We start from the raw sequence: 23159 nt of genomic DNA, 5'->3' as shown, positions 1-23159 counted from the left end.
CGAAATCATCCTTGGTCGAACTTGGCCAGTCGCCACCTCACCAGGTCGTCGGCGCCTGGGCCGGCCTGCGGCCGGACGTCCCGTAAGCGTACCAATTCGCCCGACTTGTCATCGACCAGCGCGAGCTTCACCGGACGGCCACTGTTCTTATTGATGAATTTGAGCGGCGGCCCGGCATTTCCCGTGATCGCCCACTTGTCCCCCACCTGGGCAAGCGCCTGGATGACCAGGATGACTTCCCTGCCCTTGCGGGTAAGGAGGTACTCGTAACGATCGGGCCCGCTCTGATACAGCCGCCGTTCGATGAGTTCGTTTTGCTCTAAATGCTTGAGCCGGTCGGACAGCGTGGCGTGAGTAACGCCAGTCGACTTCCTCAGATCCTCGTATTTGCTCAACCCGAGCGACAGATCGCGCAGGATCAGAATGGCCCAGCGGTCACCGACCGCGTCGAGCACGCCGGCAATCGAGCAGGCCATTCCCTCAAAGCTCTTCGAGCGCATCCACGTCGACTCCAAACAACTCTTATTACCAGAGTAATAGGATCGGCAGTGGGATCCAAGTACTCGTCTCCGGCTCCAAAAAAATCGCTTGCCGCCAGTCACTCTTATTATTAGAGTAACTACGAGTAAAGAAAAAGGGGACGGCCAAACCTGCCGCAATCAGGAGGATGCATGCCAGAGCCCGACAACCGTCACGTCGTGACGCTGGAGATCAACGGCACGCGCAAGACCGTCGTCGTCGAGGCGCGAAGGTTGCTGGTCCATCTGATCAGGGAGGATCTTGGCCTCACCGGCACGCATGTCGGCTGCGATACTTCGCAGTGCGGCGCCTGTACCGTCGAGATCGACGGACAAGCGGTAAAATCCTGCACCGTGCTGGCCGTTATGGCAGACGGTGCGTCGATCACGACGATCGAGGGCGTGACCGGCATAGGCGCCGAACTCAGCCCTGTTCAGGCGGCATTCCACGAGCATCACGCGCTGCAATGCGGCTTCTGCACGCCGGGCATGGTGATGAGCGTGCGCCAGCTATTGAAGGATCAGCCCGATCCGAGCGAGGCCGACATCCGCCACGGCCTTGCCGGCAACATCTGCCGCTGCACCGGCTATCACAACATCGTCCGCGCCGTCGAAAGTCTCGCATCGAAGGGCGACCAGCCATGAACGACACGACCGCTATCCGCCATATCGGCCAGCCGCTCAGGCGACGCGAGGATTTCAAACTACTCGTCGGCAAGGGCCGCTACGTCGATGATGTCAGGTTGCCAGGTATGCTGCATATGGCGTTACTGCGGTCACCGCACGCCCACGCCGAGGTCAGAAGCGTCGACCTGTCCGCCGCCAAAATCTCACCGGGTGTTCGCCTCGTCCTGTCCGGCAAGGTGCTCGAGGGCAAAATGGGCCCGATCGTGCCGAACTGGATCATCCCCGGCAGCAAGGTGCCGTTCCGTCCCGTTCTCGCGACCGATCGCGTTCGCTTTGTCGGCGAGTGCGTGGCGCTGGTGGTGGCGGAAACGCTGGCCGAAGCCTACGACGCGATCGGTCTGATCGAGGTCGATTACGAGGTGCTGCCCGCGGTGACCGACGAAGAGGCCGCGATCCGTGAAGACGCGACGCAACTCCATGACAACGTTCCCGGCAACATCACCACGATCTATAAGGTGCGCGGAGGCGACTACCAGCAAGCCACCCGCGAAGCCGATCAGGTCATCGGACTACGCGTCGTCAACAACCGACTGATCCCGACCTGCATGGAAACGCGCGCGATCGTTGCCTCGCCAGAGCCGGACGGCACACTGACAGTCTATATCGGCAGCCAAGTCCCCCACATGCACCGGCGTTGGATCGCCGAGACGGTGGGCATTCCCGAGCATCAATTGCGGGTGGTTGCGCCTGATATCGGGGGCGGCTTCGGCGCCAAGATGCATCTGTATCCGGAGGACCTGCTCTGCCCCTATCTGGCGCGCGAACTCAACGCACCGGTCAAATGGTGGGAAAGCCGCTCCGAAAGTCATCAATCGACCAGCCATGGTCGTGCTCATACCGAGAACATTGAAATCGCTTTCAAGAACGATGGCACCATCCTCGGCCTTAAGGTGGCAACGCTCGGCAATGTCGGCGCCTATCTCTCCAACATGGCGAGCGGCGGTCCAACGGTAAACACCATCAATTTCGGCACTGGCACCTACAAGATCGACAATTACGAAGCCATTTCTCGCGTAGTCGTCACCAATACCGTACCGGTTGATGCCTATCGCGGTTATGGCCGGCCCGAGGGCGCTTACATCGCCGAGCGCGCGATCGATGCGGTGGCGCGCCATCTCAAACTCGACCAGGTCGAGGTGCGGCGGAAGAATTTCGTTCAACCGGCGGAATTTCCCTATCGGCCCTACGGCAGCATGGGGGTGATGTATGACAGCGGCAACTATCAGGGACTTCTCGACAAGGCGCTCGCGGCTTTCGACTATGACGGACGCCGCAGCGAATGCGAAGCCCTGCGCGGCAGCGGCATCTATCGCGGCATTGGCGTCGCCGCCTATACACATATGTGCGGCATGGCACCTTCGCGTCGGCTGGCCCCAGGCGGATTTGACCGCGGCGGATGGGAAAGCGCACGGGTCAGCATCGATTCCAGCGGACGGGCCACGATCTATTCGGGCTCGATGAGCCAGGGTCAAGGCCATATCACGTCGTTGTCGCAGATCGCCGCTGACGTGCTGCAGATTCCGATTGAAAACATCGACATCGTGCAAGGCGACACCCGCCAGGTGCAGGCCGGCCACGGCACCTTCAATTCCCGTTCGATGGCTGTCGGCGGATCCAGCGTGCACGTGTCGTCGCAGCGCATTGTGGCCAAGGCCAAGAAGATTGCAGCAGGCATGCTGGAAGTGGACGAGAAGGATGTTTCCTATTCGGCGGGCGCGTTCAGCGTGCCCGGCACCGATATTGCGCCGGTTACCTTCTCCAAGGTGGCCCGCATGGCTTATCTCGGGCACAAACTGCCGGATGACGTCGCACCGGGCCTGGATGAGACGGTGTTTTATGATCCGACCGGCATGGGTTCGCCGTCAGGCATCCACCTCGCTTATGTCGAAGTCGATCCGGAGACCGGGATCGTCGACATTCTCGACTATGTCGCCGTCGACGACGTCGGCACGCTGATCAACCCTCGCCTCGCGGCCGGCCAGATCCATGGCGGCGTCGTGCAGGGCATCGCGCAGGCGCTCTATGAAGAGGTCAGCTACGATCCCGACAATGGGCAACTTCTGACCGGCTCGCTGCTCGACTATGCCGTTCCGCGCGCCGAGCATGTGCCGAATATCCGATCGCTGTTCCAGGAAACGCCGTCGCCGACCAATCCGATCGGCGTCAAGGGTATCGGCGAGAGCGGCTCTATCGCCGCCCCACCCTGCATGGTTCACGCCGTGCTCGATGCCTTGTCACCGTTCGGTATCACCCATCTCGACATGCCGCTGACGCCACCCCGAATCTGGACGGCGGTACAAAAGGCACGCACGGGAGCCTCCCAATGATCCCCACAGCCTTCGATTATGTCCGCGCGTCTTCGCTCGCCCAGGCGATCGATCTGTTGCGCGACGATCCCGACGGAACGAAGCTTTTGGCCGGTGGCCATACCTTGCTGCCGGCGCTGAAGCTGCGGCTGGCATCGCCCGCGCTCCTGATCGATATTGGAGGCCTCGCCGAGCTCAAGGGAATCGAGATCAGCGAGACCGGCATCAGGATCGGCGCACTGACGACGCATACCGAACTCTTTGCTTCCGAGCCGCTGAACAAGGAGCTGCCGGTTTTTCGCCAGGCGGCCAGCCTCATTGCCGATCCCCAGGTACGTAACCGCGGCACGATCGGCGGCTCGCTCGCGAACGCCGATCCCGCGGCTGACTGGCCGGCGGTTGTGGTGGCGTTGCAGGCAGAGGTCGAGATCGCAGGCCCGAATGGCCTGAGAAGGGTGGCGGCACGGGACTTCTTCGTGGATATCTTTTCCACCGTCCTGGAACCGGACGAAATTCTCGCCAGCATCCATATCCCGCGGCCGAAGCCCGGTACGCGCTTCATCTACCGAAAGATCCGGCACCCCGCGAGCGGCTTTGCCGTCGTGGGAATCGCGGTCGGAGTACGGCTGCAGGACGACGTCGTCGCCGAGATTTCCATCGGCGTCACCGGTGCGGCGAATCATGCGTTCGGCGGCCAGCACGCTGCCGATTTCCTGACCGGCAAGCCGCTTTCGCGGGACAATATCGACCAAGCGGCAAAATTGCTGAGTGAGGCCACAGAGTGCCTCTCGGACCGCTACGCGTCGGCGGACTACCGCGCGAATCTGATCCGGGTCGAGATCAGGCGAGCGCTACTTGCGCTTTCGTCGTGAGGCGGGAGCTTTCGTACCGGCCGCTGCACGATCGGCGATATCGCCACCAAATCGCTTGCGATTGAACGGAACAGCACCTGCGCCAGCAACGACCTCTACGTCCTCAAGCCGCAACGGCTTGCCGCTCGTTGTCCGCAATTCCGGATATTCGATCGGGCGCCCGGCGGCGCGGTCGCGGAACACGACCTGCGGTCCGGCCGGCTCCGCCAGCCAGTCGTCGCCCCATTTCTTCAGTGCGAGATAGGCCGGAAAGAAATCACGTCCCTTCTCGGTCAGAACGTACTCATATCGACCGGCGTGTTCGGGTAGCGGCACCCGCGTCATGACGCCGGCATCAACGAATTTCTTCAGCCGGGTGCTCAAGATATTGGGAGCGATCCCGATATAGTATTCGAACTCGTCGAAGCGCTTCACGCCGTAATAGGCCTCGCGCAGGATCAGGATGGACCAGCGGTCGCCGACAACTTCCATGGCGCGCGCCATGGAACATTCCTTGTTTGCAAGACGGCTTCGCTTCACACTGGACATAGCTCTTTCAACTCCGAATTCAGCTCATACCATATTGAGCGGGATTCGTGTATGTCCAGTGCGCCCTTCGGCGTTTGGCTGATCAGGCGGCCTGCCCCGGCTCGGCTTCGGGCTTGGCAACGATCTCGGGCTGCAGCGCACGCCGATGCGAAACAAGCACGCCCGCTTCGCTTAAGCGTTTTAATTCCGCCTCGCTGACTCCGAGCTCGCTGAAGACCGCGAAATTATGCTCGCCTTGGAAAGCGGGTGCCCCGATCGGTGTCAACTCTTCGGCCGAAAAGCGCCACGGCCGACCCGGCAGTCGATACTCGCCACCGCTGCGGTCAGGAACGTGTTGCACGGCGCCCCAGTAATCGCTCCATTCCGAGGCCGTGAGCTCCTTGATCGAACGGATCTCGCCCATGGCGATCTTGGCCTCGTCGAACTGGGCGTCGAGGGTCGCCATATCCGGAAAGGTCAGGATCCAGGACTGGATGATCTGGTGCAGCACGCCGAAATTCAAGCGGCGCGCGGCAGCAGTGGAGAACCGGGGATCGTCCATCAGATCGACGCGGCGCATGGCGCGCAGCCACGACGGAAAGGTCAGGCTGCCGATGATGCTGGTCGCAACCGTGAAGTGCTCGCCTTGCGGTCCCGTGAAAAATGGGCAATCGGTGGCCCCTAGTATCGCGGGCTCCGCCCCGATATCGTCGTCGGAGAGATCGACATGCGCTCGTTCATTGACGGCGAGCAGCGTCGCCGCCATTGCAACGTCGATATACTGGCCCTGCCCTGTCTTCTGGCGGCTGTTGAGCGCTGCGAGAATCGCAATCACGGTCTGCAATCCGGCATAGACGTCTGCATGCGACAGGCTGTCGGTACGCGGCTCCGCCAGCGTGTTGCCATAGTGACGAACGCTGTTGTCGGTAAAGCCGGCCTCGGCCTGCACCGTTGGCGCATACGCCATCCGGCTGCGCCACGGACCGCCCTGGCCATAGCCGGTTATCGACGCGTAGATCAGGCGCGGGTTGCGTTTGGACAGTGTTTCGTAGTCAAGGCCGAAGAAAGCCAGAGTCCCGGCACGGAAATTTTCGACGACGATATCGGCGGTGTCGCAGAGTTTCAGCACCAACTCATAGGCGCCCGGCATATTGAGATTGATGCTGACATTGCGTTTTCCGGCATTTTGCTGGGCGTAATAGCCCGACATGCCGTCGGTCGATGGAAATGCAAACCGGGAAACGTCGGGGCTTGGCGGTTCGATCTTGATGACCTCGGCGCCAAGATCCTGCAGCGTCCGCGCGCACAGCGGACCAGCCAGCACGCGGGAGAAATCGACGACACGGATTCCACTCAAGGGGCCACTCATGTTAGCGCCCCGCGAACTTTGCAAGACCCGGGCCGTTCTTGCGGAATGACGTGAGACCGGTCTTGAGGTCTTCCGACGCCCAGATCGGCGCCTGTACTCTTGCCATCGCCTCGTCGGCGGCCACCACGCCCTGGTTGACCGCGATATGCGCGAGTTCCTTGGTCGCGGCATGCGCCACCGTCGGTCCCTGCGCAAACTCCTCCGCGATTGCCATCGTCGCCGTCTCCAGCGACTCTTCCGGAACTGTGAGATTGATCAATCCCCACTTCTCCAGCGTCGGCGCATCATAGCGTCGCGCCAGCATCGACATTTCCTTGGCGCGCTGGGCACCAATCCGCTGCACCTGACGCTGGATTCCTCCCAGCAAGGGATGCAGCCCAAGCGTCGCCTCGACCGAGCCGATCTTCGCCGAAGAGGCCGCGATGATGTAATCGCATGATAGCGCAAGCTCGAGACCGCCACCCAGGCAAACGCCGTGAACACTGGCGATTAGCGGGATTGGCAGCAGCTCCATGAAACGCAGGAATTCGACGCCGTTCAGCTGCCGATTTTCACCGGCCTGATCTCCGCTGCCTGCCTCTACCCGCTTCTCGAAGATATCCAGATCGGCGCCGGCGGAGAAATGCCGCAGTCCGCTACGGATGACGATGGCGCGGCTGCCTGCCTTCTGCGCTGCCCCCACCTGATCCACAATCGCGTTGAGGAGCTTGGGGCCGAGCAGGTTGTGCGGCCGATAAACCATGGTCAAAACGGAGATATTGCCGCGCTGCTCGCGCGTCACCAATGCATCCTCGGACAAAGCTGCCTCCTGTTTGCCGGCGGCTCTTGCGACCGCATCGTTTGATCTGCGAAATGCAGGCTACACCGCGGCTTGCATTTTGCAAGCCATAGTTTCGTTAGATATTTTGACGCTCGACCCGATTCTTCAAGACGCCGATATTCTCGACCTCGAGCTCGATGCTATCCCCGTGCTCGAGATACCAGCCAAGTTCGAGGCCGCAGCCATTGCCCACGGTACCGGAGCCGATGAACTCACCGGGCATCAACGTCTCATCCCGGCTGATGTGGGCGATGATTTCCTCGAACGAAAACAGCATGCCTTCACTCGTGCCCTGCGAACGAATCTCGCCGTTGACGCGGGCTTCCATCTTGAGGTTGTAGGGGTCGCCGATTTCGTCGGGTGTCACGATCCAGGGCCCAAGCACGTTGCCGCCATCGAAGCTCTTGCCTTTGGCGGGTCCCAATCGGCCTTCCATCTCCACCCGCTGGGCATCGCGCGCGGAAAAATCGTTGAAGATCGTGTAGCCGAATATGTGGTCGCGCGCCTTCGCTGCCGGAATGTTCGCGCCCCTGTTCTTGGTGACGATTCCGAATTCCAATTCGTAGTCCATGACCTGGCTGTAACGCGGCCATTTGACCGTCGTGTTGGGGCCCTTCACGCTAAAGCGGTTGGTAATGTAGTAGATTGGTTGCTTGCGATACACCTCGGGCAGCTCGGGCAGCGGCGCAGCCTGCAGACGTGCGAGCTCAGCCGTATCGCCTGCCTTCCGCGCCTTTAGTTTGAGATGCCCGATCGGGCCTTGAACGATATGCACCGGGAACGACATGCCGTCGCGCATCTGGCGCGGCTCCGGCAACGGGGCAAGAAGTTCGGATTCCGCAACCGCAGACCATAAGTCCTGATCTTTCCTATAGCGGTCGAAAAGGTTGGATGCTTCGTCCAGCGCGGCGTCGCCATAATCCACAAGGTCAAGCATTGAGTTGAATGCTGGATTTTGCTTACCAGCCCGCTGCGAGGCGGCAGCGAGATCAAACAACAAGCGGCCGCCGGCTTGGACGAGCGCGAGCCTATTTTGACCTGCGGATCGATAGGTAGCTAGTTTCAAGGCGCACCTCCCAAGCCAAATGAGCAATTGACGGCAGCATAGATCATAACTTGCATTTTGCAAGTTATGGGCACCGGAGGCTTATGGACTCGGAAAGACATTAGCGTCCTGATTGCGCAAGGCCTGCCGACCGGCCTCCAGAAGAGCGTCAGACAGCCGCCTGTCGCCGGCCGCACGCGCGAGCACGATGGAGCCGACCATGGTCGCAATTGCGCCGGCTGCGGCCTGCCGCGCATCCGATGACGATCCTCTCGGGATCAAACGGGCGATGACATCGATCATTTTCTCGAACCTGCCTGCAAAGGTACGCCGCGCCTCCGGGCCTGACCGTCCGATATCCGCGGCTAAAGCCGGAAGCGCACAACCGCGAGCCGGATTATTGCGATGGCGAGGGCTCAGATAGGACTCGACGACTGCGTCGTATCCTTTCTCGGGAGGCAATCCCTGCGTGAGATCCAGCCAATGGGCGATGGTTTGATCCATGGCCAAAGCGATCGCTTCAACGACCAAAGCGTCACGTGACTTGAAGTAGGCGTAGAAGCTGCCATGCGTCAGGTCAGCGAGCTTCATCAGGTCGACCACACTCAGGCCGTCGGCGCCGTTCTGACGCAGGCCGTAGGAAGCATTTTCGACGATCCGCCTGCGGGTCTGCTGCCCATGGTCTTTCGGATAACGCATCGCATGCTCCCGGATGAACTAAGATAGAGAGCCACATTAGATGATTATCATCATATATAACAACCGAATTCCTCAGAATGGCTTTTTGATCTGCGCCTCTACTAGGAAAAGCCGGTCAGCGATGCGGACCTTCAGATTGAACGCACGCTAGTTCCCGGCGAATACGGGGTTGCGCTTCTCGATGAAGGCGCGGACCGCTTCCTTGTGATCCGACGTGCGCGCAGAACGGACCATGTATGCCGCTTCCTGGTCCATCGAATCCAGAAGGTCCGTGGCCAAGGCATGGTCAAGGTTGTCCTTCATGCCGGCGAATGCTTGCGAGGGGCCCTCGGCCAAGGACCTTGCAAGCGCAAATGCAACATCGCGAAGCTCGGCGTCGGCCACCACCCGGTTGACGAGCCCCAGGGTCTCGCAGCGGCGTGCGTCGATCCGCTCCGACAGAAACATCAACTCGCGTGCCCGGGACGTTCCCACCAGCCGCGTCAGCAGCCAGGCGATGCCGTAGTCCCCCGTCAGCCCGATTCGGGCATATCCCGTGGTCATCACAGCCGATTCAGCGGCGATTCGAATGTCGCAGGCGAGTGCGAGCGCAAGCCCTGCCCCCGCGGCAGGCCCGGGAAGCGCCGCGAGCGTCGGCTTTCGCAGTCCCACCAACGCACCCGTGAGGGTGCGCTGCTTGATGCGCAAGTCGGCGATCCACTCATGGATCGGCGTATCGGCCTTCGCAGAATTGCTCCCCATACCCTTGACGTCGCCGCCGGCGCAAAAGGCGGCTCCAGCGCCCGTGATGAGCAGTGCGCCGACGCCGGAATCATCGCCGCACTGCCTTATCATGCGCCGCAGCGCAGGGGTCAGTTGGTCGGACAAGGCATTGCGGGCCTCGGGCCGGTTCAGCGTGATGAGCGCCACGCGATGGCGGATTTCACACAGCAACTCACCTGTGCCGGTGTCGAGCTCGATCCGATCTTCTGCCATCCGCCCTGGTTCCCGTTGCTAGGCTTCAGGCGACCATTAAGGCTTCCTTGCTGTCGGCGTCGAGGAATCCCGTAAGCCGTTCCCTGATCAACCGCTCGGCATCTGCCATGATACGGTCGATCAACTCCTTCACCGTCGGAATGTCGTTGATGAGTCCGACGACCATGCCGCAGCTCCAGGCGCCAGCGTCCATGTCGCCATCGATCATTATCCTCGGATAGACGCCCGCCACCTGCTCGTGGATGTCGTCGATCTTCAGGCTTGCGCCCCTTTCGCGCTCGATCTCGAGCAGCTCGTCGACGCCCTTGTTCTTCAAGACACGCTCCGTATTGCGCAGCGCGCGCATGACCAGCACGGTGTCGAGTTCGGTCGCCTTGACCAAGGCCTGCTTTACATTGTCGTGGACTGGCGCTTCCTTCGTGGCGATGAAGCGGGTGCCCATGTTCATGCCGGCGGCCCCCATCGACAGCGCCGCGACGAGGCTCCGCGCGTCGGCCATGCCGCCCGACGCCACAAACGGAATCTTCAGCTCGTCCGCCGCACGCGGCAGCAGGATCATGTTCGGGATGTCGTCCTCGCCGGGATGGCCGCCGCATTCGAAGCCATCAACGCTGACAGCGTCGCAGCCGATCTTCTCGGCTTTGAGCGAATGCCGCACCGAGGTGCATTTATGGATCACCTTGATGCCGGCCGCCTTCAGCGCCGGCATGTATTGCTCGGGGCTGCGGCCCGCGGTTTCCACTGCCTTGACGCCACCTTCCTTGATCGCAGCGATGTACTCTGGATAAGGCGGCGCAGTGAAACTCGGCAGGAAGGTCAGGTTCACGCCGAACGGCTTGTCGGTCATGTCGCGGCAGCGCGCGATTTCTTTGGCCAACAGTTCCGGCGTCCTTTGCGTCAGGCCGGTGATGATTCCGAGTCCGCCCGCGTTCGACACTGCGGCCGCCAGCTCGGCAAACCCGACATAGTGCATTCCACCCTGGATGATCGGATGTTCGATGCCGAACATCTCGGTAATTGCTGTCTTCACGCGTGCCTCCGATGTGTTTTTACAGATCTCTGGTCTAGCCGGTTTGTTGGTCGTCAGTGGACAATTTCGAGGAGGCCTGCGGCGCCCATGCCGCCGCCGACGCACATCGTAACAACGGCGTATTTCGCCTTGCGCCGGCGACCCTCGATCAAGGCGTGGCCAGTCAGCCGCGCGCCGGTCATGCCGTAGGGATGGCCAACCGCAATCGAGCCCCCGTTGACGTTGAGCTTTTCGGGATCGATCCCAAGCTTGTCGCGGCAATAGATCACCTGCACCGCAAATGCCTCGTTCAATTCCCACAGATCGATATCATCTACCTTGAGGCCGTGGCGCTTGAGCAGCCGGGGCACGGCATAGACCGGACCCACGCCCATCTCGTCCGGTTCGCACCCGGCGCTGACAAAGCCACGGAAGACGCCGAGCGGCTTCAGACCCTTCTGCGCCGCGAGCTTGTCGCTCATGATGACGGCGGCACTGGCGCCGTCCGAAAGCTGACTGGCATTGCCGCCGGTAACAGTGAAGCCCGGCCCCTTGGCCGGCTTGACGCCGGCAAGTCCCTCGGCCGTGGTATCGGGACGCGGCCCCTCGTCGGCCGACAGCGTCACCTGCTGATAGGACACGGCGCCGCTCGCCTTGTCAGTCACCGCCATGGTCGTCTTGATCGGTGCGAGTTCGTCGCTGAACCGGCCGCCCTGCTGGGCAGCCGCTGTCCGGCGCTGGCTCTCGAGGCTATATTCGTCCTGGCGTTCGCGCGAGATGTCGTAGCGCTTCGCCACGATCTCGGCAGTATCCAGCATCGCGATGTAGGCGTCTCCCTTCATCGCGAGAAGTTCAGGATCGACGGCATGAAAATTGTTCATCTGGTTGTTCTGGACCAGGCTGATGGATTCACCGCCGCCGCCGATGGCAACCTCCACGCCATCGAAGATGACCGAGCGCGCAGCCAAAGCAATCGCCTGCAAGCCAGACGCGCACTGGCGGTCGATGGTTGTTCCTGCCACGCTGACCGGAAGTCCAGCCCGGAGCAGCGCCTTGCGCGCAATGTTCATACCCGTGGTGCCCTGTTGCATGGCGCAACCCATCACGACATCCTCGACCTCGGAGCCCTCCACGTTAGCGCGTGACAACGCAGCGGAAATGGCATGACCCAGCAACGTCGCGCCTTCGGTATTGTTGAGGGCGCCCTTGTAAGCCTTGCCAATTGGGGTGCGAGCGGTCGAGACGATTACGGCTTCGGTCATTGTTTACCTCTGGTCGGGGTGCGGAAGTCGACTAGCTGTGTTGGAGGGGATTCAGCTCTGCTGCGCGTACCGCATCAGATGATAGGCGGGATCGCCGAACTGGACGTTGATGGAGCTTATTCGCTTGAAGTAGTGGCCGACGTTCAACTCGTCGCTCATGCCCATGCCGCCGTGCAGTTGCACGGCCTGCTCTGCGACAAAGCGTGCGGCGTAGCCGACCTTGGTCTTGGCGCCGGACGCCAGTTTCGATCCGTTCGGTTCCTTCGACGCCAGGGTCAGATTCAAATGCTGAGTGAGCGAAATCGATTCCTCAAGCGCGATGAACATGTCGACCATGCGGTGCTGCAGCACCTGAAACGTTCCCAGCGCAACCCCGAACTGCTTGCGCGTCTTGCTGTATTCGAGCGTCGCCGAATTCAGCTCCGTCATGGCACCGACGGCTTCCGCGCAAAGGGCCGCGATGGCGCGATCGCGAGCCGCCTCCAGGGCAGCGACGCCCTCGCCTTCGCTCCCCAGCATCTGGCTGGCCGGCACCTCGACTTTCATCAGCGTGAGTTCAGCGGCGCGCCGGCCGTCGATGGTCTTGAAGCTCTGCAGGTGAAGATTGGCCGCATGGCGATCTACGACAAACAGACTGACGCCGTCGCGATCGCGTTGCTGGCCCGAGGTGCGCGCCGAAACGATCAGCTTGTCGGCCCAGGGCGCACCGACCACCGCGGCTTTGGTTCCGCTCAGAACAAACTTGTCCCCTTGGCGGCGTGCCGTGGTGGTGACGTTGTGGAAATCATAACGTGACCGTCCCTCCGCCCACGCCAAGGCCCAGATCGCCTCGCCCTCCATGATCTTCGGCAGGAACGCCTGGCGCTGCTCGGGCGAGCCGACGTCCTCGATCAGGCCACCGGCGAGGACAACCGTCTCAAAATAGGGCTCGACGACCAGGTTGCGGCCGAACTCCTGCATCACGATCATCGTCGCAAGCGAGCCGCCACCAAGGCCGCCGGAGCTTTCCTGGAACGGCGCGGCGCAGAGCCCCAGTTCGGCAAAGGATTTCCAGTGCCTGCGGCTCCAGCCTTCATCGGTCGCGACGATCTTGCGGCGCTCGTCGAAATCGTATTGCTCGCGCAGGAAGCGTTGAATGCTGGAACGGAGCAGTTCCTGTTCTTCCGTCAACTGAATGTCCATCGGATGCCTCGTGCGATGCAGTCAGAGACCCAGCACCGCTTTCGCGATGATGTTGCGCTGAATTTCATTCGATCCCCCGTAAATGCTGAGCTTTCGGGAGTTCAGATACTTCTCAGTCGCCGTGTGCCCATAGTCGGGTCCCGGCATGAAGTGGTTAGCGCTTACCGGGTGCTCACGGATGGCCAGACCGTAATTGCCGATCGCCTGGTGCGTCAGATCGGTGATGCGCTGGAATATCTCGGTGCCCCTGATCTTGAACAACGACGCGGCCGGTCCCGGGTCGATGCCGCGCGACATCTGCGCGACGATGCGCAGTTCGGTTGCCTCCAGCGCCAGCACATCAAGCTCAACGCGCGCGATCTCCCTGATGAACTCCCCGAACGCCGGATCGTCCTCGCCAACTTCAGTTCTCACGATCTGCTTCAGACGGCCGAGATACCGAGTGGACCGGCCGATCCCGGCCATGCTGGTACGCTCGTTGCCGAGCAGAAACTTCGCGTAGGTCCAGCCCTTGTTTTCCTCGCCGATCAGATTCTCGGCCGGCACTCGTACATCTTCAAGGAACACGTCGTTGACTTCATGCGAACCGTCGATGGTGATGATCGGCCGCACGGTGACGCCGGGGGATTTCATGTCGATCAACAGAAAGGAGATGCCGGCCTGGGGCTTTGCCGAAGGATCGGTCCGCACCAGGCAGAAGATCCAGTCGGCATGCTGGGCCAGCGTCGTCCATGTCTTGTGGCCGTTGACGATGTAGTGGTCGCCGTCGCGTACCGCCTTAGTGCGGACCGAGGCGAGGTCTGAGCCGGAGCCCGGCTCCGAATAACCCTGGCACCACCAATCCTCCCCCGAGAGAATCCGCGGCAGAAACTTCTTCTTCTGCGCGTCGTTGCCGAAGGTGTAGATGACCGGGCCGACCATGGTGACGCTGAATGCGAGCGGCGGCAACGTCCCGGCGCGTGAGGTTTCCTGTTCAAAGATGAAGCGCTGCGTGATCGACCAGCCTGGGCCGCCATACTCCTTGGGCCAGAGCGGAGCAATCCACCCCTTCTTGTAGAGGATCCGGTGCCAGAGCAGCGACTGCTCCTTCGTCAAATCGGTCTCGGGATTTGGAACGCGCATTTCCTGCGGATAGTTCTCCGCAATGAAAGCGCGCACCTCGTCACGAAACGCTGCGTCCTCGCTGGAAAGTTCGAGCTCCATCGTGCGAGGCCCCGTTACCACTTCTCGCCGAAGGGACGGATCTCCAGCTCGAAGGTCCAGGCGCTCTTGGGCTGCTGATAGAGCAACCAATAGGATTCCGCGACTGATGATGGCGGCATCAAAGCATCGGGGTTATCTAGCGCGTTCGGACCGAGTGCCTCGATCCGTCGCTGGCGCACCCACTCGGTGTCGACGCCGGAATCAATGATGAGATGCGCGACGTGGATGTTCTTGGGCCCCAACTCACGCGCCGCCGCCTGCGCGACAGCTCGCAGGCCGAACTTGGCACTGGCAAAGGCGGCATAGCCGGATCCACCACGGAGACTCGCCGTCGCTCCAGTGAAGAAGATATTGCCTTTGCCGCGGGGCAGCATCAGTCGCGCTGCTTCGCGGCCGGCGAGGAAGCCAGAATAGCAGGCCATTTCCCATACCTTGCGGAACACGCGCTCGGTGGTCTCCAGAATCGGAAAGTTGACGTTGGCGCCGATGTTGAAGATGCAGACCTCGAGCGGCGCGTGCTTGTCGGCGTCGCCGAGAAAGGAGATGATCTCCTCTTCCTTGCGTGCGTCGAGCGAGCGTGCGTGAATTTCGCCGCCGGCCTTCTCGATCTCCCCGACGAGCGGTTCAAGTTTGGCCCCGTTACGGCGCCCGGCAAACACCGTGAAGCCCTCTGAGGCAAACTTTTTGGCGATCTCGCCGCCGATGTAGTCCCCGGCGCCGATCACGGCCACGGTTGCGTTTCTCTTTTGCAAAGGTCTTCTCCCGGTCAGGTCAAGTGAGTTCGTCGTTGGAGTTTCGCCGCCTGCTTGGCGGCAGCTTGGTCGCAACGAAAGCGGCGGGCGAGCTCATGTTCGCGGATCTTGCCGGTTGAGCTTCCCGGTAGGATGTCGACGACAATGATTTTCGGCGGCCGAATATAGGAGGCGAGTCGAGGTTTGATGGAATCCATCAGATCGGTCGGCTTGACGCGCGATCCTGGGAACGGCTGCACGAATGCGACAATCTCCCCATTGCCGTTGAGGGCTTGGCCAACGACGGCGGATTGCACATCCTTATGTGAATTGAGGATCGCCTCAATCTCGGCTGAGATCGCGCCGGTCATTTCCTTGCTACGGCCGACAATGTGGAGGCAATCGCCTTCGAAGCGCGCGAGATCGCCAGTGTTGAACCAGCGTTCGGTATCCATCACCTTCGCCGTCAGGTCTGGCGCACGATAGTAGCCGCGCATCACGTTGCGTCCGCGCACGTGAAGCTCGCCAACTTCGCCTTTTGACAGCGGTATACCATCCAGCGTTCTGACGCGGGCTTCAACTCCCGGCAGCAGCGCACCGACCGCATCATCGGAACGTGGCGCATCGAAGCGCACGGCAGATACCCCTAACGAACATTCGGTGGTCCCATAGCCGTTCAGCAGAGGCAAACCAAATTCCTTCTCTACGCGAGTTTTCAGATTGAGATCGAGGGATGAGCCAGAAACGGCGATCAAACGCAGTACGCCGCAGTCAACCTGCTTCAGACCTGGGACATTCTTGTATTCGAGAAGGCCTTGATAGGTGGCCGGCCCGCCATCAAGCATCGTGATACCTTCATCGACCAGTGCCTTGGCAAGCGTGGCAGGATCGTATCGGCTGGCCAAGCGCACGGTGCCGCCGACCATTAAGGTCATGGTCAGGAGCGAGATGCCGACGATATGCGAGATCGGTAGCACCAGATAGATCTTGTCATTATGATCCATGTTGCGGAAATGCGCGGTGGCCTTGGCGCTGATCAGCAGGTTATCGTGGGAGAGCATCACCCCCTTCGGCGTTCCGGTCGTTCCCGAGGTGTAGATCAGAACCGCGACTTGTTTTGACGGATCGGCTTCCACCGGTTCGACGGTTGCACCTTCGTCGAGCGGCGCAACGCCGATCTCCTGCAGAGGTCCCAACTGCCGGTTCTCCGCTCCAAGGCGCAACGCATGGGCAGCAGCTTCTTTCGAGACGCTCGACGTAAAGAACATTCGACGAGCGCCGCTATGATCGCGAATCTGGTCTAGTTCGCGCGCCGATAATCGTGGACTGGCGACGATCGCCCAGGCGTCGAGTCGGCTCGCCGCCAGCAGCAAGGCCGCCAGCGAAATGCAATTTTCGCTGACAATAACCATACGATCGCCCGCTCGCACCCCGAGCGAGGAAAGAACGGCGGCAATCTCGGTGACTCGCCTATTCAGCTCACGATAGCTCCAAGCGGAGCCGTCTTCGATCAAGGCGATTCGGCCTGGGGCATCGGCGACATGGTCAGCCGTGACTTCGTGGATGCGGCGAGGCAGCCCTGCAGCAATCTCATCGATATCGATCGCCCCTGACGGACCCGCCACCACCAACCTCCCCGAACAACGAACGTCGCCTTTTGCCGCACGAGCTCAATCCAGATTTAACGTTCTTTTTTAGAACTCGTCAATTGCTATTTCGCGGATCCGTGCGAATCGGCGAAGAGGCAGTGTTGCTGCCATTTTTGAAGATGTTCAGAAAGTTCGTTTACAATTCAGCCGATTGGCGTTAGCTATCAGTCCCAAATAAGAACTTACGGGGAAGCGAGAATGGCGGAAAGTCGCGGCGTAGCAATACTGGTGGGCGCGGGCGACGCGATCGGTGCGGCCGTCGCGCGACGTTTTGCCAAGGGCGGCTATACGGTTTGTATCTGCCGGCGTGACGCAGCCAAATCCCAGGGACTGGTGGATGAACTCAGCGCTGCGGGTCACCGTATCCACGCTTTCAGCGTCGATGCTCGTCAGGAAGCCGAAGTTCAAAAGCTTTTTTCCGACGTCGAGACCAATATCGGGCCGATCGAGGTCTGCCTTTTCAATGCCGGATCGAATGTCAACAAGCCCCTCGCGGAGACCACGGAAAAGCTGTTCTTCAAGGCCTGGGAACTGGCCTGCTATGCCGGATTCCTGGTCGGACGCGAGGCCGCGCGCGTCATGCTGCCACGTGGGCGCGGCACCATCTTCTTTACCGGTGCGACCGCCAGTGTCCGTGGCGGCCAGGGCTTTGCGGCATTTTCATCGGCGAAGTTCGGACTTCGCGCGGTCGCCCAAGCCATGGCGCGCGAGCTGGGACCGAAGAACATTCACGTGGTCCATCTCATCATTGACGCCGGCGTGGATAGCGAAGCCATTCATCAGCGGATGAAAGCGGCGAAGGGAATCGAGGCAAGCGAGATTCCCCAGGACAGCCTGACGAAGACCTCTTCCATCGCCGAGGCCTATTGGTTCGCCCATCAGCAAAGCCGAGACGGCTGGACCCACGAACTCGATCTTCGTCCGTCCGTGGAGAAATGGTGATGAACGCAACACCCGATCTAACCCTGTGGGGCGTTGGGACAAGCCGCACCATCCGTCCACACTGGGCCATGCACGAGCTTGGCTTGTCCTACAGAGTCAGGCCGATCGGGCCGCGGACCGGCGAGACCAAGACGGCCGAATACACCAAGCTCAATCCCCGCCAGAAAATCCCCTTGCTGCAGGACGGCGACTTCTGCATCGGTGAAAGCGCCGCGATTGTCGCCTATCTGTCGCGAACCTATTCGACGCCGGAACGTTCGCTGATTCCCGAAACCCAGCGCGAGTTCGCCGCATGGCTCGAATGGTGCTTCTTTATCGTGGCCGAACTCGATTCCACCAGCCTTTACGTCATGCGCCGCCATCGCGCGGATGCGTTGGGACATATCTATGGAATTGCGCCCGACGTCGTCGCGCAGGCGGGTGAGTATTTCCGGCAACAGTTACGACACGTGGAGGTCGCCCTGGCAGACGGGCGGACATTCCTGATGGGTGACCGGTTCACCAGCGCCGACATCCTGCTTACGACGTGCCTCGATTGGGCTATCGCTTACGGCGTCGGTATTTGCGACAATGCGCAACCCTACCTTGAACGCATCCAGAAGCGGGAGGCCTATCAGCGAGCGGTCGCGGCGAATGTCCCGGTGGCACCGATCACGCCGGCAGCGGCGAAGATCTGAGAACCCTTCGCCGATCGCGATAGCCTGACCTAGACGGCCACACGCACGGCACGTTCGGCGATCATCTTCTCGATGGCGCTGTCGTCATAACCCAGTTCGCGCAACACCTCGCGCGAGTGCTCGCCGACCCGGGGCGCCGGTCCACCAATTACCGCCTCATTGATTTCGAAGCGAGCCGCGGGCTTCGGCTGCCGCACTCGGCCGACTTTCGGCTGATCGAATTCCGCGATGATACCGCGCGCCACCACCTGCTCATTGTGGATGATTTCGCTCCGCCGCAGGATCGGCGCACAAGGCACGTCGGCGGCGTCCAGCCGGTCCAGCCATTCCGCGGTGGTATGCTGGCTGATATACTCAGCCATCTTGTTGATGCGCGCGGTGGCGTTGACCGAACGCGCCGATGGCGTCGCAAAGCGTGGATCGTTGGCAAGCTCGGGATCGCCGGATGCCCGGCAGAAACCCTGCCATTCGGAATCCGAAATCGTGCCGGCGGTGATGTAGCCATCACTGGTTTTGAACACGAGATCCGGCCGATCGTTGGGATCGGCTGCGGCGGCCTCGGCCCCCACAACCGTATACTGCATCATGCCTTCGGGCCACAGGTAGGAAATCATCGCATCCAGCATCGCGACCTGGATATGATCGCCCTGCCCAGTTTTCTCGCGGGCATAGAGCGCTGCCGCCACCGCCTGTGCAGTGAACACTGCAGTGGTCTTGTCGCATACGATCGTGCGGATCATTTGCGGACGGTTCGTTATCGGCTGCGACTGGATATCGGCGAAGCCCGACAAGCCCTGAATGATCGGGTCATAGACGCGCTTCTTTACATACGGGCCGGTATCACCAACGCCGCTGATCGAAACGTAGATCAGGCGCGGATGGCGCTGCCGCAATTCTTCCACGCCTAGACCGAGGCGCTCCATGGTGCCGGGCCGGAAGTTCTGCACCAACACATCGGCCTGCGCGACCAGCCTGGTGAGCACCTCACGGCCACCCGTGCTCTTGACGTCGATCGACAGCGAACGCTTGCCGCGGTTGGAAGAGATGAACAGCGCGGAGAACTCGCCGTCCTTGTCGATCGTGGCCCGGCTGCGGCGCGTAATATCGCCGCCGATCGGCTCGATCTTCAGCACGTCGGCGCCCTGGTCCGCCAGAAACATGGTCGCGAACGGGCCCGACACCACGCCGGTCAGGTCGAGGACACGAACACCATTGAGCGGACCAGGCATGGCACTCCCCTGTACTTTGTTATTCTGGGCCTAAGCCGAACTTAGCTTATCGCCCGGCCCTGGATTAAGATATTCGCGGACCTCGAGGCTCGGTTCTACGCCGTCTTGGGAACAGGCTGACGGGTCTGTTCGACAATGGACTCCTCCACGTCACGAAGCTGGTCCTTGCCGAAGAACATTTCCTTTCCAACGAAGAAAGTCGGCGAGCCAAATGCTCCCCGGCTGACCGCGTCGTTGGTCAGATCGATCAGCCTCTTCTTGACGTCATCCTGTTGTGCGCGGGCGATCAACCTGTCGATATCGATTCCCGACGAAACAAACGCATTCCGGAAGATTTCGAGGTCGTCCATCTTCTTCGGCTCTTCCCACATATGATGGTAGGCGGCACGGAAATAGGGCTCGAATACGCCTTCAAATTGGGCGGCGACGGCACCGCGCATCAGCATCAGCGTGTTGACCGGAAAGAACGGATTCTGGCGGAATTTCGTGATGTTGTGGCGCCGGATGAACCGCTGGGTCTCGAGCGCCTGGTATTCCGGCTTGTTCTTGATGCCGCGAAGCGAGTCGAACGGCGACATGTTGCCGGTCGCCTTGTAGATGCCGCCGAGCAAAACCGGGACATACTCGAACTTCACGCCGGTACGCCGCTCGATTCCCGGAATGGCAACTTCCGCCAGATATGCGTTGGGGCTGCCGAAATCGAACTGGAATTCTACCTTCAGGGGCATGTCGGCTTCTCCCGGAGCGTGCATCGAATGATCAGGTGTGATGTTCAATAGCCGAATTCCGGCTACCACCCATCTTTACAGTTCTAAAAACGAACTGTCAAACTCATACGATTTTCTGCTGATTTGCGCACCGCCAATAGGGGATTGTTTGGAGCTGAGTACCTATCTAGAATGGTAGGTAAAGCTGAGGTTCCCTGGACGATTCGAGCGGAATCGGGTCGTCGGATGACTGGAGAGCAGGAAAATGCGATGGGATGCCCTTGAAGAAGAGCCGTGTTCGATGGCCCGCACCATCGGCGTGATCGGTGACCGCTGGACCCTTCTTATCCTGCGCGAATGCTTCCTTCGCACCCGCCGCTTCGAAGGATTTCAGTCCGCGCTTGGGATCACACGGCATTTGCTCGCGGAGCGGCTGAAGAAACTGGTCCGGCTTGGTGTCCTGCGCCGCATTCCCTATCAGGAGTCGCCCAAGCGGCATGAATACATCCTTACCCAGAAGGGACTCGATCTCTATCCGATCATGATGGCGATTGTACATTGGGGCGACACGCACATGGTCGACGAACGCGGGCGGCCGTTGCTGCACCAGCACCGCAAATGCGGCAAGAACTTCGATCCGGTCATGGTGTGCTCTGAGTGCGGCGAGCCGCTTTCGGCTAAGGAGGTTCATACCCACCCCGGCCCCGGCGCCCGAAGCACGCCAGCGGTAAAGGCGCCAGAGAGCCCGAAGGCAAAAGCGCGCCGCAAAGCAGCTGCTTGAGGTCGCGCGCAGCTGGGATATGACGTCGTAGGCCTCGCTCTAGCAATTTGCAGCCTGGGAATATCCGCAGGCGCCATCTGGCGGACACGACATGCGGCAAGGTCGCGAACGGCTGAACTCGCATTTAGACCCGCATCACATCTCGACTTGTTTCGTTGCAGTAGAGGCGCTCGACCTGTTCAGAACGATGCTTCAGCACAGCACGTTGATTGACGTAGGCCTTGTCGGTGATTTCCCCTGCTGCCATTGACGGCGGCTCCTTCAACAGAGAGAACGAACAGATTCTTTCGCTGCTTCCAACGGTTTCATTATATTCCCAAAAACGTTCCTTCAAAAATTCGACCACATCGGCATCGCAGGTCAAATCTGAGCCTGGACTCTTCGAAATCCGCGCTGCCTCGGTCGGATTCAACCAGCAGAGCAGCGCGCACGCTTCACGATTTTCCCCGGCAACGACAATGTCCAGCAATACGCCGCGCGTGGCTGCCAGGATTGCCGCGCGTACATTGCCGATCGAGACCCACGTGCCGTTCGCGAGTTTGAAGTTTTCGGAAATTCTGCCCGTAAAACGCAGCCCAAGCTCCGGCTTCGCGGGATCCAGAAACGAAACAGTGTCGCCGATGCGATAGAAGCCTTCCTCATCAAAGGCCTTTTCCGTCAAATCCGGCCTTCCGAGATAACCTGGGGTAACGTTGGGTCCCTTGACCCTTGCCTCGTAAGTATCTGAAACCGGGATCAGCTTCAATTGCAGACCCGGCGCGGGAAGACCAATCTCTCCCGGCTGGTCGGTGGCCCAATGGGTCGTACTAATGGTCGGGGCCGTTTCGGTGGTGCCATAGCCCGACATGACCGGGATGCGCCGACCGGTGATCGAGGACGTCAATCGATAGAGCTTTTCGAGCGTGCCTTCCGAAATTGCAGCCCCGGCATAGCTCATTCTATCCATCCGCTTGAACACGCTGGCGCCAAGCTCGCGGTCGTTCTCGATCGCATCACACAACAGGTTATAGCCGGCAGGCACGTTGAACATGGCGGTCGGGGAAATTTCCCTGAGGTTGGCGATGGTCTTGTGGAACAGCTGAGGCAGCGGCCGACCGTCGTCGATGTAGAGCGTTCCGCCATTCTTGAGGATGCTATGAAGGATCACGTTGCTGCCCATTGTGTGGTGCCATGGCAGCCACTCGACCTGGACAGGCGTATCCGGAGGAGACACCAGCAGGCTGCCCATTTGCAGTGAGCTCGCCATCATGCGGTGGGTGTTGAGCACGCCTTTCGGGAAACCGGTCGAACCGGACGTGAAGAGAATCTTTGCGACGGCATCGCAAGACACCGCACTTGATGCACGCTCGAATCCGTCGCTCAAGCTTCGGGCGGTCAGAGTCTGGAAAGGCACCGTGTCCGGCGCGCCATCGACGCTGATCCAGGTCGCGGCTGCCAATTCGGCAATGGACCGACCGGCGGAATAGTCGCGTCCGCTCTGAACGAAAACGAAATTCGGACGCAGCGCTTCCGCAACGTCCTTGAGGCGGGCCAGGCCGCCGGGCATCAGCGTGTAGTTTGGCGATATTGGCGCCAGGATTACCCCGATTGACATCGCTGCGAACGAGATCACCGCGTTCTCGATCGAGTTTCCTGAAAGCACCGCCAGCTTGTCAGCCGGCTTTGCACCCATATCGATCAGGCTTTGGCCGACCGCCTGAACCTGCAACCAGGCCTCGCTATAGGTAATCTCGTCCCATCCTCCCCTCGCGTTGCGCTGCGCGAGAAAAATTCGATCCGGAACAGAATTTGCCCAGGTCGGAAGGAAGTCTGTGATGCGCCAATCGCACTCGCCCAACTGAATAGGCGAGCTCAATACGAGCGTGCCGTCGGTTCGACGCGCTATCGAAACCTCTTTTGGCGCAAACGTCAGTGCCTTCGTCGACATCGAGATTGATCTCCTTAATTACGCGTGGAGCCAATCGCGCGCACTGCACGCGCTTGCCCCCT

General features: G+C 60.6%; 22 protein-coding genes. 6 read left to right on the top strand and 16 right to left on the bottom strand.

The window, feature by feature from the left end:
• Positions 1-5: 5 nt before the first annotated feature.
• Positions 6-500 (bottom strand): winged helix-turn-helix transcriptional regulator, encoded by a 495-nt coding sequence (locus V1273_RS10195; protein WP_334383251.1) that lies wholly within the window; start codon positions 498-500, stop codon positions 6-8.
• Positions 501-671: 171 nt separating this feature from the next.
• Here V1273_RS10195 and V1273_RS10190 point away from each other — a divergent pair, with 171 nt between their 5' ends.
• From V1273_RS10190 to V1273_RS10180, 3 genes are read left to right on the top strand one after another with little or no spacing between them, the layout of a single operon-like run.
• On the top strand, positions 672-1163 hold the full coding sequence (locus V1273_RS10190; RefSeq protein ID WP_334409495.1) for a (2Fe-2S)-binding protein: 492 nt from the start codon (positions 672-674) through the stop codon (positions 1161-1163).
• A complete protein-coding gene (locus V1273_RS10185) occupies positions 1160-3532 on the top strand; it encodes a xanthine dehydrogenase family protein molybdopterin-binding subunit (RefSeq protein ID WP_334409494.1) in 2373 nt (790 codons plus the stop codon). Before V1273_RS10190 ends, V1273_RS10185 begins: the two co-directional genes overlap by 4 nt.
• Complete coding sequence (locus V1273_RS10180; RefSeq protein ID WP_334409493.1) at positions 3529-4383, top strand: FAD binding domain-containing protein; 855 nt, start codon at positions 3529-3531, stop codon at positions 4381-4383. The genes V1273_RS10185 and V1273_RS10180 overlap by 4 nt, the downstream gene beginning before the upstream one ends.
• Here V1273_RS10180 and V1273_RS10175 read toward each other — a convergent pair.
• From V1273_RS10175 to V1273_RS10120, 12 genes are all read right to left on the bottom strand, one after another.
• A complete protein-coding gene (locus V1273_RS10175) occupies positions 4363-4866 on the bottom strand; it encodes a winged helix-turn-helix transcriptional regulator (protein WP_334409492.1) in 504 nt (167 codons plus the stop codon). The genes V1273_RS10180 and V1273_RS10175 overlap by 21 nt on opposite strands.
• 127 nt (positions 4867-4993) lie before the next feature.
• Positions 4994-6247: a CaiB/BaiF CoA transferase family protein gene (locus tag V1273_RS10170; RefSeq protein ID WP_334409491.1), complete on the bottom strand. Its 1254-nt coding sequence runs from the start codon at positions 6245-6247 to the stop codon at positions 4994-4996.
• Between the two features lie 13 nt (positions 6248-6260).
• The gene (locus tag V1273_RS10165; RefSeq protein WP_334409490.1) at positions 6261-7058 is read right to left on the bottom strand and encodes an enoyl-CoA hydratase/isomerase family protein; all 798 of its coding nucleotides are present in this window, start codon (positions 7056-7058) and stop codon (positions 6261-6263) included.
• 97 nt (positions 7059-7155) lie between these two features.
• Complete coding sequence (locus V1273_RS10160) at positions 7156-8145, bottom strand: fumarylacetoacetate hydrolase family protein (RefSeq protein WP_334409489.1); 990 nt, start codon at positions 8143-8145, stop codon at positions 7156-7158.
• A gap of 81 nt (positions 8146-8226) precedes the next feature.
• Positions 8227-8823, bottom strand: coding sequence for a TetR/AcrR family transcriptional regulator (locus V1273_RS10155; protein WP_334409488.1), 597 nt, complete (start codon positions 8821-8823; stop codon positions 8227-8229).
• 147 nt (positions 8824-8970) lie between these two features.
• Positions 8971-9798, bottom strand: coding sequence for an enoyl-CoA hydratase-related protein (locus V1273_RS10150; RefSeq protein ID WP_334409487.1), 828 nt, complete (start codon positions 9796-9798; stop codon positions 8971-8973).
• A gap of 25 nt (positions 9799-9823) precedes the next feature.
• Entirely contained in the window at positions 9824-10828 is a 1005-nt protein-coding gene (locus V1273_RS10145) for an NAD(P)H-dependent flavin oxidoreductase (protein WP_334383264.1), read from the bottom strand.
• Positions 10829-10881: 53 nt separating this feature from the next.
• Positions 10882-12069 carry an acetyl-CoA C-acyltransferase gene (locus tag V1273_RS10140; protein ID WP_334409486.1) on the bottom strand — a complete coding sequence of 396 codons (1188 nt, stop codon included), beginning with the start codon at positions 12067-12069 and terminating at the stop codon, positions 10882-10884.
• Positions 12070-12120: 51 nt separating this feature from the next.
• Entirely contained in the window at positions 12121-13251 is a 1131-nt protein-coding gene (locus V1273_RS10135; protein WP_334383266.1) for an acyl-CoA dehydrogenase family protein, read from the bottom strand.
• A 21-nt stretch (positions 13252-13272) separates the two neighbouring features.
• Complete coding sequence (locus V1273_RS10130) at positions 13273-14454, bottom strand: acyl-CoA dehydrogenase family protein (RefSeq protein ID WP_334409485.1); 1182 nt, start codon at positions 14452-14454, stop codon at positions 13273-13275.
• A gap of 14 nt (positions 14455-14468) precedes the next feature.
• A complete protein-coding gene (locus V1273_RS10125; RefSeq protein ID WP_334409484.1) occupies positions 14469-15206 on the bottom strand; it encodes an SDR family oxidoreductase in 738 nt (245 codons plus the stop codon).
• A gap of 14 nt (positions 15207-15220) precedes the next feature.
• Positions 15221-16810, bottom strand: coding sequence for a class I adenylate-forming enzyme family protein (locus V1273_RS10120; protein ID WP_334409483.1), 1590 nt, complete (start codon positions 16808-16810; stop codon positions 15221-15223).
• A gap of 222 nt (positions 16811-17032) precedes the next feature.
• Between V1273_RS10120 and V1273_RS10115 the strand changes: the two genes are divergently transcribed.
• On the top strand, positions 17033-17776 hold the full coding sequence (locus V1273_RS10115) for an SDR family NAD(P)-dependent oxidoreductase (RefSeq protein WP_334409482.1): 744 nt from the start codon (positions 17033-17035) through the stop codon (positions 17774-17776).
• Entirely contained in the window at positions 17776-18453 is a 678-nt protein-coding gene (locus V1273_RS10110) for a glutathione S-transferase family protein (protein WP_334409481.1), read from the top strand. Before V1273_RS10115 ends, V1273_RS10110 begins: the two co-directional genes overlap by 1 nt.
• 29 nt (positions 18454-18482) lie before the next feature.
• Here the strand turns inward: V1273_RS10110 and V1273_RS10105 are convergent, their stop codons facing one another.
• Positions 18483-19682 carry a CaiB/BaiF CoA transferase family protein gene (locus V1273_RS10105; RefSeq protein WP_334364325.1) on the bottom strand — a complete coding sequence of 400 codons (1200 nt, stop codon included), beginning with the start codon at positions 19680-19682 and terminating at the stop codon, positions 18483-18485.
• A 95-nt stretch (positions 19683-19777) separates the two neighbouring features.
• Positions 19778-20410, bottom strand: a complete 633-nt coding sequence (locus V1273_RS10100; protein ID WP_334409480.1) for a 2-hydroxychromene-2-carboxylate isomerase — start codon at positions 20408-20410, stop codon at positions 19778-19780.
• A gap of 244 nt (positions 20411-20654) precedes the next feature.
• Between V1273_RS10100 and V1273_RS10095 the strand changes: the two genes are divergently transcribed.
• A complete protein-coding gene (locus tag V1273_RS10095; RefSeq protein WP_334364327.1) occupies positions 20655-21170 on the top strand; it encodes a winged helix-turn-helix transcriptional regulator in 516 nt (171 codons plus the stop codon).
• Positions 21171-21294: 124 nt separating this feature from the next.
• On the opposite strand, the gene V1273_RS10090 is transcribed toward V1273_RS10095, so the two are convergent.
• Positions 21295-23097 (bottom strand): AMP-binding protein, encoded by a 1803-nt coding sequence (locus tag V1273_RS10090; protein WP_334409479.1) that lies wholly within the window; start codon positions 23095-23097, stop codon positions 21295-21297.
• Positions 23098-23159: the final 62 nt, after the last annotated feature.

Origin of the sequence: Bradyrhizobium sp. AZCC 1721, assembly GCF_036924715.1 — a bacterium.
In the GTDB taxonomy this organism is placed as follows: domain Bacteria; phylum Pseudomonadota; class Alphaproteobacteria; order Rhizobiales; family Xanthobacteraceae; genus Bradyrhizobium.
The sequence above is the reverse complement of the archived record's forward strand: the minus strand, read 5'-3'. Positions and strand labels throughout refer to the sequence as shown.

Excerpts from the sequence above, each read along its gene's own strand:
- V1273_RS10195 (WP_334383251.1), bottom strand. The coding sequence starts at position 500 with ATGCGCTCGAAGAGCTTTGAGGGAATGGCCTGCTCGATTGCCGGCGTG.
- V1273_RS10190 (WP_334409495.1), top strand. The coding sequence starts at position 672 with ATGCCAGAGCCCGACAACCGTCACGTCGTGACGCTGGAGATCAACGGC.
- V1273_RS10185 (WP_334409494.1), top strand. The coding sequence starts at position 1,160 with ATGAACGACACGACCGCTATCCGCCATATCGGCCAGCCGCTCAGGCGA.
- V1273_RS10180 (WP_334409493.1), top strand. The coding sequence starts at position 3,529 with ATGATCCCCACAGCCTTCGATTATGTCCGCGCGTCTTCGCTCGCCCAG.
- V1273_RS10175 (WP_334409492.1), bottom strand. The coding sequence starts at position 4,866 with ATGGCGCGCGCCATGGAAGTTGTCGGCGACCGCTGGTCCATCCTGATC.
- V1273_RS10155 (WP_334409488.1), bottom strand. The coding sequence starts at position 8,823 with ATGCGTTATCCGAAAGACCATGGGCAGCAGACCCGCAGGCGGATCGTC.
- V1273_RS10150 (WP_334409487.1), bottom strand. The coding sequence starts at position 9,798 with ATGGCAGAAGATCGGATCGAGCTCGACACCGGCACAGGTGAGTTGCTG.
- V1273_RS10140 (WP_334409486.1), bottom strand. The coding sequence starts at position 12,069 with ATGACCGAAGCCGTAATCGTCTCGACCGCTCGCACCCCAATTGGCAAG.
- V1273_RS10135 (WP_334383266.1), bottom strand. The coding sequence starts at position 13,251 with ATGGACATTCAGTTGACGGAAGAACAGGAACTGCTCCGTTCCAGCATT.
- V1273_RS10130 (WP_334409485.1), bottom strand. The coding sequence starts at position 14,454 with ATGGAGCTCGAACTTTCCAGCGAGGACGCAGCGTTTCGTGACGAGGTG.
- V1273_RS10115 (WP_334409482.1), top strand. The coding sequence starts at position 17,033 with ATGGCGGAAAGTCGCGGCGTAGCAATACTGGTGGGCGCGGGCGACGCG.
- V1273_RS10110 (WP_334409481.1), top strand. The coding sequence starts at position 17,776 with ATGAACGCAACACCCGATCTAACCCTGTGGGGCGTTGGGACAAGCCGC.
- V1273_RS10105 (WP_334364325.1), bottom strand. The coding sequence starts at position 19,682 with ATGCCTGGTCCGCTCAATGGTGTTCGTGTCCTCGACCTGACCGGCGTG.
- V1273_RS10100 (WP_334409480.1), bottom strand. The coding sequence starts at position 20,410 with ATGCCCCTGAAGGTAGAATTCCAGTTCGATTTCGGCAGCCCCAACGCA.
- V1273_RS10095 (WP_334364327.1), top strand. The coding sequence starts at position 20,655 with ATGCGATGGGATGCCCTTGAAGAAGAGCCGTGTTCGATGGCCCGCACC.
- V1273_RS10090 (WP_334409479.1), bottom strand. The coding sequence starts at position 23,097 with ATGTCGACGAAGGCACTGACGTTTGCGCCAAAAGAGGTTTCGATAGCG.